Source organism: Escherichia sp. KTE31, assembly GCF_000407925.1.
GTDB classification, from domain to species: Bacteria; Pseudomonadota; Gammaproteobacteria; order Enterobacterales; family Enterobacteriaceae; genus Escherichia; species Escherichia ruysiae.
The window spans coordinates 129870-144336 of the sequence record NZ_KE136726.1; the positions used below are offsets into that span (position 1 = coordinate 129870).

9 protein-coding genes are annotated in these 14467 nt (G+C 51.1%); 1 reads left to right on the forward strand and 8 read right to left on the reverse strand.

Going from position 1 to position 14467, the window contains the following annotated elements:
* Nucleotides 1-35: 35 nt before the first annotated feature.
* The 5 genes from eno to rlmD all read right to left on the reverse strand — a co-directional run bounded on the left by eno (nucleotide 36) and on the right by rlmD (nucleotide 7757).
* Nucleotides 36-1334: a phosphopyruvate hydratase gene (gene eno, locus WES_RS04875; protein ID WP_000036723.1), complete on the reverse strand. Its 1299-nt coding sequence runs from the start codon at nucleotides 1332-1334 to the stop codon at nucleotides 36-38.
* An 87-nt stretch (nucleotides 1335-1421) separates the two neighbouring features.
* The gene (pyrG, locus tag WES_RS04870) at nucleotides 1422-3059 is read right to left on the reverse strand and encodes a glutamine hydrolyzing CTP synthase (protein ID WP_000210857.1); all 1638 of its coding nucleotides are present in this window, start codon (nucleotides 3057-3059) and stop codon (nucleotides 1422-1424) included.
* Between the two features lie 227 nt (nucleotides 3060-3286).
* A complete protein-coding gene (mazG, locus tag WES_RS04865) occupies nucleotides 3287-4078 on the reverse strand; it encodes a nucleoside triphosphate pyrophosphohydrolase (RefSeq protein WP_001071627.1) in 792 nt (263 codons plus the stop codon).
* A 95-nt stretch (nucleotides 4079-4173) separates the two neighbouring features.
* The gene (gene relA, locus WES_RS04860; RefSeq protein ID WP_000226848.1) at nucleotides 4174-6408 is read right to left on the reverse strand and encodes a GTP diphosphokinase; all 2235 of its coding nucleotides are present in this window, start codon (nucleotides 6406-6408) and stop codon (nucleotides 4174-4176) included.
* A gap of 47 nt (nucleotides 6409-6455) precedes the next feature.
* On the reverse strand, nucleotides 6456-7757 hold the full coding sequence (gene rlmD, locus WES_RS04855) for a 23S rRNA (uracil(1939)-C(5))-methyltransferase RlmD (protein WP_016159624.1): 1302 nt from the start codon (nucleotides 7755-7757) through the stop codon (nucleotides 6456-6458).
* A 56-nt stretch (nucleotides 7758-7813) separates the two neighbouring features.
* On the opposite strand from rlmD, the gene barA reads away from it, so the two are divergent.
* Nucleotides 7814-10570, forward strand: a complete 2757-nt coding sequence (gene barA / locus WES_RS04850; protein ID WP_016159625.1) for a two-component sensor histidine kinase BarA — start codon at nucleotides 7814-7816, stop codon at nucleotides 10568-10570.
* Between the two features lie 234 nt (nucleotides 10571-10804).
* Here barA and gudD read toward each other — a convergent pair whose 3' ends face one another.
* The 3 genes from gudD to WES_RS04835 form a co-directional block, all read right to left on the reverse strand.
* Nucleotides 10805-12145 (reverse strand): glucarate dehydratase, encoded by a 1341-nt coding sequence (gene gudD / locus WES_RS04845; protein ID WP_016159626.1) that lies wholly within the window; start codon nucleotides 12143-12145, stop codon nucleotides 10805-10807.
* Between the two features lie 95 nt (nucleotides 12146-12240).
* Nucleotides 12241-13593 (reverse strand): galactarate/glucarate/glycerate transporter GudP, encoded by a 1353-nt coding sequence (gene gudP, locus WES_RS04840; RefSeq protein ID WP_016159627.1) that lies wholly within the window; start codon nucleotides 13591-13593, stop codon nucleotides 12241-12243.
* A gap of 419 nt (nucleotides 13594-14012) precedes the next feature.
* Nucleotides 14013-14462 (reverse strand): flavodoxin, encoded by a 450-nt coding sequence (locus WES_RS04835; protein WP_000807745.1) that lies wholly within the window; start codon nucleotides 14460-14462, stop codon nucleotides 14013-14015.
* Nucleotides 14463-14467: the final 5 nt, after the last annotated feature.

Consider the following 14467-nt stretch of genomic DNA (forward strand, 5'->3'; position numbering starts at 1 on the left):
GGAGGCTGGCATTTTTAAATCAGATAAAGTCAGACTTATGCCTGGCCTTTGATCTCTTTACGACCGTTGTACGGTGCTTTTTCGCCCAGAGCTTCTTCAATACGAATCAGCTGGTTGTATTTAGCAACACGGTCAGAACGGCTCATAGAACCGGTTTTGATCTGGCCTGCAGCAGTACCAACAGCCAGGTCAGCGATGGTAGCGTCTTCAGTTTCGCCAGAACGGTGAGAGATTACTGCAGTGTAGCCAGCGTCTTTCGCCATCTTGATTGCAGCCAGAGTTTCGGTCAGAGAACCGATCTGGTTGAATTTGATCAGGATGGAGTTAGCGATACCTTTTTCGATACCTTCTTTCAGGATCTTGGTGTTGGTTACGAACAGGTCGTCACCAACCAGCTGGATTTTGTCGCCCAGAACTTTGGTCTGGTATGCGAAACCGTCCCAGTCAGATTCGTCCAGACCGTCTTCGATAGAAACGATCGGGTACTGTTTGGTCAGTTCTTCCAGGAAGTGAGTAAATTCTTCAGAGGTGAACGCTTTGTTGCCTTCGCCAGCCAGAACGTATTTACCGTCTTTGTAGAATTCAGAAGCTGCGCAGTCCATCGCCAGAGTGATGTCTTTGCCCAGTTCATAACCAGCAGCTTTAACAGCTTCAGCGATTACAGCCAGAGCTTCAGCGTTGGAACCCAGGTTCGGCGCATAGCCACCTTCGTCACCAACAGCAGTGTTCATGCCTTTCGCTTTCAGAACTTTTGCCAGGTGATGGAAAACTTCAGAACCCATGCGGATGGCTTCTTTCACAGTTTTCGCGCCAACCGGCTGAATCATGAATTCCTGGATATCGACGTTGTTGTCAGCGTGCTCACCACCGTTGATGATGTTCATCATCGGAACCGGCATGGAGTATTTGCCCGGAGTACCGTTCAGTTCAGCAATGTGCTCGTACAGCGGCATACCTTTAGCAGCTGCAGCAGCTTTGGCGTTAGCCAGAGATACAGCCAGGATTGCGTTCGCGCCGAATTTGGATTTGTTTTCGGTGCCGTCCAGGTCGATCATGATCTTGTCAATGCCAGCCTGATCTTTGGCATCTTTGCCAATCAGCGCCTGAGCGATCGGGCCGTTAACCGCAGCAACAGCTTTGGTTACGCCTTTGCCCAGGAAACGGGATTTGTCGCCATCGCGCAGTTCCAGTGCTTCACGGGAACCAGTAGAAGCACCTGACGGAGCAGCTGCCATACCGACGAAACCACCCTCCAGGTGTACTTCGGCTTCAACAGTCGGGTTACCACGGGAGTCGATGATTTCACGACCGATGATTTTTACGATTTTGGACATTAGGGTTTCCTCAAGTCACTAGTTAAACTAAAACTCCAGACAAACAACGCGTACCCTGGGTACGCGTTGCCGTTCTAACTTTTTTACTTACTTCGCCTGACGTTTCTGGAACTCGCTGGCGGCTTTCACAAAGCCGGCAAACAGCGGGTGACCATCACGTGGAGTAGAAGTAAACTCCGGATGGAACTGACAAGCCACGAACCACGGGTGATTCGGAACTTCGATGATCTCGACCAACTGATCATCCCCGGAACGGCCCGCAACGCGCAGACCTGCATCTTCAATCTGTTTCAACAGCATGTTGTTGACTTCGTAACGGTGACGATGACGCTCAACAATTGTCGGAGCATTGTACAGCTGGCGAACCAGACTATCGTCAACCAACTGGCACTGCTGTGCGCCGAGACGCATGGTGCCACCGAGATCGCTCTTCTCGCTACGAACTTCAACGTTGCCGTTTTCATCGCGCCACTCGGTAATCAGCGCCACAACCGGGTACTTACAGTCTGGCACAAATTCCGTAGAGTTGGCGTTCTCCATGTTGGCAACATGGCGAGCGTAATCAATTAACGCCACCTGCATACCCAGGCAAATGCCCAGATAAGGAATATTGTTCTCACGCGCAAAGCGCGCGGTAGTAATCATGCCTTCTACGCCACGATAGCCGAAACCGCCAGGTACGAGGATCGCGTCCAGACCTTTAAGGATTTCAACACCGCGCGTTTCAACATCTTGTGAATCGATCAGTTTGATGTTGACGCTGACACGATTTTTCAGCCCGCCGTGTTTCAGTGCTTCAATCACGGATTTATAAGCGTCCGGCAGTTCGATGTACTTACCGACCATACCGATGGTGACTTCACTCACCGGATTCGCTTCTTCAAAGATAACCTGTTCCCATTCGGACAGATCCGCTTCCGGGCAGTTCAAGCTGAATCGTTTACAAATATAATCGTCCAGCCCCTGAGATTTCAACAGGCCCGGAATTTTATAGATGGAATCGACGTCTTTCAGAGAAATAACCGCTTTTTCCGGAACATTACAGAACAATGCAATCTTCGCACGTTCGTTTGCCGGTACGGCGCGATCTGAACGACAAATCAGGATGTCAGGCTGGATACCGATAGAGAGCAGCTCTTTTACAGAGTGCTGAGTCGGTTTGGTTTTGACTTCACCAGACGCTGCCATGTACGGCACCAGTGTCAGGTGCATAAACAGAGTATGTTCGCGGCCAATTTCAACAGCCAACTGGCGAATCGCTTCGAGGAACGGCAGGGATTCAATATCACCTACAGTACCGCCGATTTCTACCAGAACCACGTCGTGGCCTTCGCCACCAGCAAGAACGCGTTCTTTGATAGCGTTAGTAATGTGCGGGATAACCTGTACGGTTGCGCCCAGATAGTCGCCACGGCGTTCTTTACGCAGAACGTCAGAGTAGATACGACCCGTGGTAAAGTTGTTACGGCGGCTCATTTTGGTACGAATGAAACGCTCGTAGTGCCCCAAGTCCAGGTCGGTTTCAGCGCCGTCTTCAGTAACGAACACTTCCCCGTGTTGGATTGGGCTCATAGTACCTGGATCGACGTTGATGTACGGATCCAGTTTCATGATGGTCACATTGAGGCCACGGGCTTCAAGAATGGCTGCGAGGGAGGCTGCGGCAATGCCTTTACCCAGAGAGGATACGACCCCGCCGGTCACAAAAATATAGTTCGTTGTCATGCTGAACCTGAGAAGTTAGGTTGAAAAGACGATGGAATAACCAGGACGGGAAAGCAGTATACCCGAACATGACCTGTGCCACAAACTTTCATTATCCCTCCTCTTCGCCAGCGCACTATTGAAATCAGGAGTGAGAAAATAGCCCCTTTGGGGTAAATGTTTTTGACGCAAATCAATCGCTTGTCATTTAAAAAATGACACAAATCGCGCTTGACCGCGTAATTCCCTTAGAGATCAATTTCCTGCCGTTTTACTTGTTGCCAGACTTCTTCCATTGTTTCGAGGTCAACACCTGTCATTTCCAGTCCACGCGCGGCAACAATACGCTCCACTTCGCGAAAACGACGCTCGAATTTTTCGTTGGCTTTTTGCAATGCAATTTCCGCTTTTGTCCCTAAATGGCGAGCCAGATTGACCGTGGCAAACAACAGGTCACCCATTTCCTCCTCCAGTTTAGCCTGGTCGACAACAGCCTGCCGCGCCTCGTACATCACCTCGTCGATCTCTTCATAGACTTTATCGACTACCGGGCCAAGCGTCGTCCAGTCAAAGCCAACGTTGGCGCACCGTTTCTGAATTTTTTGCGCACGCATTAAGGCCGGTAAACTACGAGGAATATCGTCTAGCGCCGAATGCTGCGCTTTCTGCGCGCGTTCTTCGGTTTTGATTTGTTCCCAACGGACGAGCACTTCACTGCTGTTTTCGGCAGAACTGTCAGCAAAAACATGTGGATGTCGACGCTCTAATTTATCGCTGATTGCAGCGCAAATATCATTAAAGTCAAAGCGCCCTTCTTCCTGAGCCATTTGCGCGTAAAACACCACCTGGAACAATAGATCGCCAAGTTCACCGCGCAGATCGTCAAAGTCTTCGCGGGCAATGGCATCCAGCACTTCGTAGGTTTCTTCAAGGGTATAAGGTGCAATAGAGGCGAAAGTCTGCTCTTTATCCCACGGGCAGCCGTTTTCCGGGTCGCGAAGACGCTGCATAATAGTGAGCAAACGGTCGATTTGATTCATTGGAATGTCCTGAAAATTGCGGGTCTGTCAGGTGTAATACCTTCGAGTAAAAGATATCGTTGGATACGGCTGACGCCATATCCAGCTATGTAAGATTAATTCCCGTGCAACCGACGCGCATCGATAACATCCGGCACCTGATTGAGTTTACCCAGCACGCGCCCCAGCACCTGCAAGTTGTAAATTTCAATGGTCATGTCGATGGTCGCCAGTTGCTGTTTGGTATCGCTACGGCTGGCAACGCCAAGCACGTTCACCTTCTCGTTGGCGAGAATGGTCGTGATATCACGTAACAACCCGCTACGATCATTCGCCAGAACGCGAACCACCAGCGAATACCCGGCGGAGTAGCTCTCGCCCCATACAGCGTCAACAATGCGTTCCGGCGCATGGGAGCGCAGTTCCGCCAGTTGTTCACAATCGGCGCGGTGTACTGAAATACCACGTCCCTGGGTAATGAAGCCGACAATCTCATCACCAGGAATCGGCTGGCAGCAGCGCGCGATATGGTGCATCAGGTTGCCGACACCTTCGACTACCACGCGACCGTTATCTTTACTGCGGTTTTGCGGTGTGTAGCTTTTTTGCTGAAGCTGCTTCAGCGCGGCGGCGTCCTGCTCTTCGGCACTCGGCTTATTAAATTGCGATTGCAGGAAGTTGACCATCTGATTGAGACGGATATCCCCGCCACCAATCGCCGCCAACAACTCGTCGACATCATTGAAGTTGTAACGCGGCAGCAGATGTTTTTCTGCTTCTTTCAGGCTGATCCCCAGATGTTCCAGCTCGTCGTCAAGGATTTGCCGTCCTGCCAGAATGTTTTTGTCACGATCCTGTTTACGGAACCAGGCGTGAATTTTCGAACGCCCACGGCTGGTTGTGACGTAACCGAGGTTTGGGTTTAACCAGTCACGGCTGGGGTTCGGCTGTTTCTGGGTGATAATTTCGATCTGGTCGCCCATCTGCAACTGGTAGGTGAACGGTACGATGCGCCCGCCAATTTTTGCCCCGATGCAGCGGTGCCCGACATCACTGTGGATGTGGTACGCGAAGTCCAGCGGCGTTGATCCCGCAGGTAAATCAACCACATCACCTTTCGGCGTAAAGACGTACACCCGGTCGTCAAAGACCTGGCTGCGTACTTCATCGAGCATTTCGCCGGAATCAGCCATCTCTTCCTGCCACGCAATCAGTTTACGCAGCCAGGCAATCCGGTCTTCATGTCCCGAACGCGCGCCGCCAGCAGCCGCGCCCTCTTTATATTTCCAGTGCGCAGCAACACCCAGTTCTGCATCTTCATGCATCTGTTTGGTGCGGATTTGGATCTCAACGGTTTTACCGCCCGGCCCCAGCACCACGGTATGAATAGACTGGTAGCCGTTTGGTTTCGGGTTAGCGACGTAATCGTCGAACTCATCCGGCAGGTGGCGATAGTGAGTGTGCACTATCCCCAGTGCAGCATAGCAGTCCTGTAAACGCTCGGCGACGATACGTACTGCACGGACATCAAACAGCTCGTCAAAGGCAAGGTTCTTTTTCTGCATTTTGCGCCAGATGCTGTAGATGTGTTTCGGGCGACCATAGACTTCAGCTTTAACGCCTTCAGCTTTCATCTCAGCGCGCAGATGCCCGACAAACTCTTCAATGTAGTGTTCGCGGTCGAGACGGCGCTCATGCAGCAGTTTTGCAATGCGTTTGTATTCGGTCGGGTGGAGATAACGGAAGCAGTAATCTTCCAGTTCCCATTTCAGTTGCCCGATCCCGAGACGGTTCGCCAGCGGCGCATAGATATTGGTGCACTCTTTTGCTGCCAGTACGCGTTCATCTTCCGGCGCGTCTTTCACTTCGCGCAGATGAGCAATACGCTCAGCCAGTTTGATGACCACACAGCGGAAATCATCGACCATCGCCAATAACATCCGGCGAACGTTATCGACCTGTTCAGAGGAAACAGAATCGGTGTGCGTCGCTTTCAGCTGGCGGATCGCCGCCATATCTCGCACGCCGTGAATAAGGTTGACGACCGACTTACCGACGCTCTCACGCAGCACATCTTCGCTGACTACGTTGGCATCCGCCAGAGGGAACAGCAGCGCCGCCCGCAGCGTGTCAATGTCCATACTTAATGTCGAGAGGATCTCCACCATCTCAACACCACGCCACAATAGCAGACTGGCATCCGGATGCCCCTGCGTCTGCTGCAGACAATACGCCCAGGTTTCGGCTAAGCACTCACACGACTTCTGGCTGGTAATACCCAGACTTGCGATCCATTTTTGCGGATCAAATTCACCAGCCTTATTGATATGTGCACTTCTTACCGCAACCATCGTCCTCTCCTTTAGGGACCAGACCTGCCGAAATCAGCAAATCGTAACTATTTTACGCGCGAGAAAAGTACCATCGATTCCAGATGCCCCGTGTGTGGGAACATATCCAGCATCGCCAGTCGCGCAATGGTATATCCTGCTTTTAATAACGCTTCGCTATCCCGAGCCAGCGTTGCAGGGTTACAGGATACATAAACTATACGAATGGGTTCCAGTTTTATAATTTGTTGCATAACACCTGCGGCACCTGCTCGCGCTGGGTCCAGCAACACTTTATCGAAGCCGCTTTTCGCCCACGGCTGCTTTGTGACATCTTCTTCAAGATTTTCGTGATAAAACGTCACATTTTGTAAGCCATTAAGACGCGCATTCTGCTGGCCTTTTTCCACCAGTGCCGGAACACCTTCTACACCCACTACGTTTGCCGCACGAGTGGCTAACGGCAGCGTAAAATTGCCCATGCCGCAGAACAGATCCAGCACGCGCTCGTCAGGTTGCACATCCAGCCACTCCAGCGCGCGCGCCACCATTTTCTGGTTCACGCCCGCGTTGACCTGAATAAAATCACGCGGGCTAAAAGTTAAGCGCAACCCGTTTGAGTCATACCAGGGCATCTCACCAGAGACCGTTTCGAGTATCTCACTATCGGGGGCGAGATACAGATCCAGGCCTTCAGAATGCGAAAAGCATTCCAGTTTTTCGCGATCTGCCGAACTTAGCGGTGCGGTATGGCGCAAAATCATCAGCGTGCCGCTGGTTGCCTGCACCAGTTCAACATGCCCAAGGTGGCGCATTCCCTGTAAGCTCGTCAGACATGCTCTGACTTTGGGCAGCAATGCTTCAAGTTGGGGCACTAAAACAGGGCATTGTTTAACATCAACAATGTCACTGGAACCCGCTTTGCGAAATCCCATCTGGAGTTGTTGTGTTTTCGGCTGAAAGTTCAGACTTAAACGCGCACGGCGCCGATAGCCCCAAGGGACGTCGGCGATCACTTCAGAGACGTCGTGTTTCATTAACCGGGCGAGCGCCGCACTTTTGCTGCGCTGCTGTAAATCCACGCTGGCGTGTTGTTGCTGACAGCCACCGCATACGCCAAAATGAGGGCAGCGTGGCGTTTCGCGTTCCGGGCTGTCGCTTAACCGCCTTACGACTTTAGCGCGGGCATACTGTTTTTTATCTTCAGTAACAGTCACTTCCGCGTTTTCCTGCGGCAATAGCCCGGGGATAAATAACGTTTTGCCATTATGTCGCGCCACGCCCTGACCAAAAGAGTCGAGGTCGTTGACTGAAACGGTTATGATCTGACGCGTCGTCGTGCGTCGTTTTGCAGAGTAGAATTGCGCCATTGGCGAGACTTTCTCAATTTAACAGTGTGACCTTAATTGTCCCATAACGGAACTCCATGACCAACTACAGCCTGCGCGCACGCATGATGATTCTGATCCTGGCACCGACCGTCCTTATTGGTTTATTGCTGAGTATCTTTTTCGTCGTACACCGCTATAACGACTTGCAGCGTCAACTGGAAGATGCCGGTGCCAGCATTATTGAGCCACTTGCCGTTTCTACTGAATATGGCATGAGCCTGCAAAATCGCGAATCTATCGGTCAGTTAATAAGCGTACTGCATCGTCGCCATTCCGATATTGTGCGCGCGATTTCGGTTTATGATGAAAATAACCGACTTTTTGTCACCTCCAATTTTCATCTTGATCCTTCATCAATGCAGCTCGGCAGCAACGTGCCGTTTCCTCGCCAGCTCACTGTTACACGTGACGGCGATATTATGATCCTGCGCACACCGATTATTTCCGAGAGTTATTCTCCCGACGAATCGCCCAGTAGCGATGCCAAAAATAGCCAGAATATGCTGGGATATATTGCGCTTGAGCTGGATCTTAAATCGGTTCGCTTGCAGCAATATAAAGAGATCTTTATTTCCAGTGTGATGATGCTGTTTTGTATCGGTATTGCGCTTATTTTTGGCTGGCGCTTAATGCGCGATGTAACCGGCCCGATTCGTAACATGGTGAATACCGTCGACCGCATCCGTCGTGGGCAACTCGACAGCCGGGTGGAAGGATTTATGCTCGGCGAACTGGATATGCTGAAAAACGGTATCAACTCGATGGCAATGTCGCTGGCAGCTTATCACGAAGAGATGCAGCACAATATCGACCAGGCGACCTCCGATCTGCGGGAAACGCTGGAGCAGATGGAAATTCAGAACGTTGAGTTGGATCTGGCGAAAAAGCGCGCCCAGGAAGCGGCGCGTATTAAGTCCGAGTTTCTGGCAAATATGTCACACGAGCTGCGTACACCGCTGAATGGCGTTATTGGCTTTACCCGCCTGACGCTGAAAACAGAATTAACGCCAACGCAACGCGATCACCTGAATACCATTGAACGTTCGGCAAATAATTTGCTGGCAATTATTAATGATGTTCTCGACTTCTCGAAACTGGAAGCAGGTAAGCTGATTCTGGAAAGTATTCCATTCCCACTACGCAGCACGCTGGATGAAGTCGTTACTCTGCTGGCACATTCTTCTCACGATAAAGGGTTGGAACTGACGCTCAATATTAAAAGCGACGTGCCTGATAACGTGATCGGCGACCCACTGCGATTACAGCAAATCATCACTAACCTGGTGGGGAATGCAATTAAATTCACCGAGAATGGCAACATTGATATTCTGGTAGAAAAACGTGCGCTGAGTAATACCAAAGTGCAGATTGAAGTGCAGATTCGGGATACCGGCATTGGTATTCCTGAACGCGATCAATCGCGCTTATTCCAGGCCTTCAGACAGGCTGATGCCAGTATTTCCCGCCGTCATGGTGGCACCGGGTTGGGGCTGGTGATTACACAAAAACTGGTTAATGAAATGGGCGGCGATATTTCGTTCCATAGCCAGCCAAATCGCGGTTCAACTTTCTGGTTCCACATTAATCTCGATCTGAACCCGAACATTATTATCGAAGGGCCATCCACACAGTGCCTCGCCGGTAAGCGCCTGGCCTATGTCGAACCAAACTCCGCAGCAGCGCAATGCACGCTGGATATTTTAAGTGAAACGCCGCTGGAAGTGGTTTATAGCCCAACCTTCTCCGCGCTGCCTCCCGCGCATTACGACATGATGTTGTTAGGGATTGCGGTGACCTTCCGCGAGCCGCTGACGATGCAACATGAGCGGTTGGCGCAAGCGGTGTTGATGACCGATTTCCTGATGCTGGCGCTTCCTTGTCATGCACAGGTCAATGCCGAAAAACTCAAGCAAGATGGTATCGGCGCGTGTCTGCTGAAACCCTTAACACCTACGCGCCTGTTGCCTGCCCTGACGGAATTTTGTCATCAAAAACAAAATACACTTTTGCCTGTTACCGATGAAAGTAAGCTGGCAATGACAGTCATGGCGGTTGATGATAACCCCGCGAACCTGAAACTTATCGGCGCGTTACTGGAAGATATGGTGCAACATGTGGAGCTTTGCGATAGCGGGCATCAGGCGGTTGAACGCGCGAAACAGATGCCGTTCGATTTGATCTTAATGGATATTCAAATGCCGGACATGGACGGCATTCGGGCGTGCGAACTCATCCACCAGCTCCCACATCAGCAGCAAACGCCGGTTATCGCGGTAACGGCACATGCGATGGCCGGGCAAAAAGAGAAACTGCTTGGCGCGGGAATGAGCGATTATCTGGCGAAACCGATTGAGGAAGAGCGATTGCATAATTTGCTGTTGCGCTACAAGCCTGGCAGCGGTATTTCCTCTCGCGTCGTAACGCCAGAAGTGAACGAAATTGTGGTGAACCAGAATGCGACTCTCGACTGGCAACTGGCACTGCGCCAGGCCGCAGGAAAAACCGATCTGGCGCGCGATATGCTGCAAATGTTGCTCGATTTCCTGCCAGAAGTTCGCAACAAAGTTGAGGAACAACTGGTTGGAGAAAACCCGGAAGGTCTGGTTGATTTGATTCATAAACTACATGGCAGTTGTGGCTATAGTGGCGTACCACGTATGAAAAATCTCTGCCAGCTCATCGAACAACAGCTACGCAGCGGTACTAAAGAAGAAGATCTGGAGCCGGAGCTACTGGAACTGTTAGACGAGATGGATAATGTGGCGCGCGAAGCCAGCAAAATTCTCGGATAATTAATATTTTATCGAGTAAAAACCGGCTTCTTATGAAGCCGGTTTTTGATTGATGGCAAAGTGCCTGTGTTTATGCCGGATGCGGCATGAATGCCTTACCCGGCCTACAAAACCATTCAAATTCAATGAATTAAAAAATAATGTAGGCCTGATAAGCGCAGTGCATCAGGCAATTTTTGCGTTTGACATCAGTCTCAAACCGGCTCCAGATAGAGCCGGTTTTGGTTTTCTGTCTTAACGCACCATGCAAGGACGCTTGTTATCGAACGTCCAGCCTGGGATCAGGTACTGCATTCCCATCGCATCGTCACGCGCGCCAAGCCCATGTTTCTGATACAACTCGTGGGCTTTCATCACCTGATCCATATCGATTTCTACACCCAACCCCGGTTTTTCCGGCACTTGAACCAAACCACCTTTGATCTCAAACGGTTCTTTGGTCAGGCGCTGATTACCTTCCTGCCAGATCCAGTGTGTATCAATCGCAGTGATTTTACCCGGTGCGGCGGCTGCAACATGGGTAAACATCGCAAGGGAAATATCGAAGTGGTTGTTGGAGTGTGAACCCCAGGTCAGGCCAAATTCATGGCACATCTGCGCCACTCGCACTGAACCTTGCATCGTCCAGAAATGCGGGTCTGCCAGCGGGATATCGACTGATTGCAGGGAGAGCGTATGGCCCATCTGCCGCCAGTCGGTGGCGATCATGTTGGTTGCGGTTGGCAGGCCAGTTGCGCGACGGAACTCCGCCATCACTTCACGCCCGGAGAAACCTTGCTCCGCACCGCACGGATCTTCTGCATAAGCCAGCGAACCTTTCAGGTATTTACCAATTTTAATCGCTTCGTTCAGCGACCAGGCACCGTTAGGATCGAGGGTAATGCGCGCCTGCGGGAAGCGTTTCGCCAGTGCCACGATAGATTCGGCTTCTTCTTCCCCGGCCAGTACACCGCCCTTCAGTTTGAAATCATTAAAGCCATATTTTTCATATGCTGCCTCCGCCAGGCGCACTATCGCATCCGGCGTCATCGCTTCTTCGTGACGCAGGCGATACCAGTCGCATGAGTCATCCGGCTGGCTTTGATACGGCAGCGGTGTAGCGTTGCGATTACCCACAAAGAACAGATAGCCCAGCATTTCGACTTCGCTACGCTGTTGACCATCGCCCAGCAGCGACGCCACATTAACCCCCAGATGCTGCCCCAGCAGATCCAGCATTGCCGCTTCAATTCCAGTCACCACATGAATCGTGGTACGCAAATCAAATGTCTGTAAGCCCCGCCCGCCAGCATCACGATCGGCAAACGTGTTACGCACCAGCGTCAGAACGTTTTTGTACTCGCCGAGGGTTTTACTCACCACCAGCGGAATCGCATCTTCCAGTGTTTTACGGATTTTCTCACCGCCGGGAATTTCCCCTACGCCGGTGTGACCGGAGTTATCTTTGATGATCACAATATTACGCGTGAAGAACGGCGCGTGTGCGCCACTCAGGTTCATCAGCATACTGTCGTGACCCGCAACCGGAATTACCTGCATTTCAGTAACAACGGGCGTCGTAAATTGAGAACTCATGTTTATGTCCTTATTCAGAATCAATGACGGCCGAAAACGGGACGTTTACGGTCAGAAATTCAGGAGCCGGGATGTTTGAAATCGGGGTTATCATCTTATTTTCCCGCGACAGGTTTCAGCTCAATACGCTTGATATCACCCACCAGCACCAGATAACTCAGTACCGCGATTAAGGCATGAATCCCAACGTAAATCAGCGCCCCATTAAAGGAGCCCGTCGTGCCAACGATATAACCAATTGCGATAGGTGTGACGATGCCAGAAATGTTACCGAACATGTTGAACAGGCCACCGGAAAGACCGCTGATCTCTTTTGGCGCGGTATCTGCCATTACAGCCCAACCCAGCGCCCCGATGCCCTTACCGAAGAAGGCCAGCGCCATAAAGCCGATGATCATCCACTCAACGTTGACGTAGTTACAGAACACCATCACCATCGACAGCAACATGCCCATCACGATCGGCGTTTTACGCGCAATGTTCAGCGACCCCGTGCGACGCATCAGCCAGTCGGAAATAATCCCACCCAGCACACCGCCGATAAAACCGCAAACCGCCGGAACAGACGCAACAAACCCCGCTTTCAGAATCGACATCCCGCGCGCCTGCACCAGATAAACCGGAAACCAGGTGATAAAGAAGTAAGTCATAGCGTTGATACAATACTGACCAATATAAACGCCGATCATCATCCGCGAACCTAGCAACTGTTTGATTTGCCCCCACTTCACGCTGAACGGCACTTTAATTTTGGTGTTTTGCTGATCCATATTGATAAGCGCACCGCCCGCAGCAATGTAGTCCAGCTCTTTCTGATTTACGCCCGGATGTTGATTTGGCTCGTGGATGACTTTCAACCAGATAAAACTGATGACAATGCCCAGACCGCCCATGAAGAAGAAAACGTGTGACCAGCCCACTTCATGAGTCAGCCAGCCCATAATCGGCGCGAATATAACCGTCGCAAAGTATTGTGCGGAGTTAAAAATCGACACTGCCGTTCCTCTTTCCTGCGCCGGAAACCAGGCCGCTACAATACGACTGTTACCGGGGAAAGATGGCGCTTCAGCAAGCCCGACCAGGAAGCGCAGCGTAAACAGGGCAACGATAATGCCAAATCCACTAAAGATATCGACAAAGCCTTGCAGCAAGGTAAACATCGACCAGATAAAGATCGACCAGAAGTAGACGCGTTTTGAACCAAAGCGATCCAGCAACCAGCCGCCAGGGATCTGCCCTATTACATAAGCCCATGAGAAAGCAGAGAACACATAGCCCATTCCCACTGGATCAAGGCCGATATCTTTGGCCATTTCCGAACCGGCGATAGAGAGCGTAGCGCGGTCGCCGTAGTTGAAGGATGTGACGATAAACAACATCACCACTATCCAGTAACGAGCATTAGTGCGTTTTTCCACACTACTCGCAGCCTGACTTAAAGAACTCATTGTTGCACTCCTGAAAATTCGCGTTAGCCACGCTCACTCTGGACTGCAATACCGCCAGGAAATCAGAGGTGACGTAGGGTGTTTTTTGCCGTTTTTATAGGTCGTTCGCCGAATGCGGCGCGTGTTTATATCTGGCATCAGCAGTATAAAAAGCGCGCCATAGCGGCTCACCGTGCAACAACACAACATTAATGCGTTCAATGAGGCTCGATTTTGGCATTAGCCCTGGACGGTGGAATCAACTTCACGGAAATGAAAACAAGAACAAGAAAGGAAGGGTTATAACGGAGAAATAAAGAAGAGTATGAAATGGATCGCTTGACTCCAGGCAAACGCCAGTAAAAAACCGTCACATTTGCGAGTTTTTACTGGCATTTGCCTGAAAGGATTCGATTCAGTTTGCTTAAAACGGCAATTTGTCAGGACAACAGCGTGCCCCACTGTTCGACCCACGGGTTTGATTCCGTTTCAGGTTCCGGGTGCTCACTGGCGTCAATCAGCAGCATTTCCCCTATCCGCTGCGCACTCTGTTCCTGCAACAACGCATCGAACTGTTTGCCGCCATTGCAGAAATTCACATAACTACTGTCGCCGAGCGCAATCACGCCATAACGCAGATTCGGCTGAAAACCGAGACTATCTTTGATTCCCTGAAAGAGCGGCACAATGCTGTCAGGAAGGTCGCCTTGCCCGGTCGTGGACGTAACCACCAGCACGAACTTGTCCTGATAAGGCAGCCAGTCGCTTAATTCTGGATCTTCAAACACCGTTGCTTTGTGACCCTGCGCGGTCAAAATTGCTTCCGCCTCTTCCGCCACTAACAGCGAGTTTCCGTACATGGTGCCCACAAAAATACCAATTTCCGCCATACCGT

Coding starts and splice junctions, on each gene's coding strand:
- eno (WP_000036723.1), bottom strand. CDS start 1,334: ATGTCCAAAATCGTAAAAATCATCGGTCGTGAAATCATCGACTCCCGT.
- pyrG (WP_000210857.1), bottom strand. CDS start 3,059: ATGACAACGAACTATATTTTTGTGACCGGCGGGGTCGTATCCTCTCTG.
- mazG (WP_001071627.1), bottom strand. CDS start 4,078: ATGAATCAAATCGACCGTTTGCTCACTATTATGCAGCGTCTTCGCGAC.
- relA (WP_000226848.1), bottom strand. CDS start 6,408: ATGGTTGCGGTAAGAAGTGCACATATCAATAAGGCTGGTGAATTTGAT.
- rlmD (WP_016159624.1), bottom strand. CDS start 7,757: ATGGCGCAATTCTACTCTGCAAAACGACGCACGACGACGCGTCAGATC.
- barA (WP_016159625.1), top strand. CDS start 7,814: ATGACCAACTACAGCCTGCGCGCACGCATGATGATTCTGATCCTGGCA.
- gudD (WP_016159626.1), bottom strand. CDS start 12,145: ATGAGTTCTCAATTTACGACGCCCGTTGTTACTGAAATGCAGGTAATT.
- gudP (WP_016159627.1), bottom strand. CDS start 13,593: ATGAGTTCTTTAAGTCAGGCTGCGAGTAGTGTGGAAAAACGCACTAAT.
- WES_RS04835 (WP_000807745.1), bottom strand. CDS start 14,462: ATGGCGGAAATTGGTATTTTTGTGGGCACCATGTACGGAAACTCGCTG.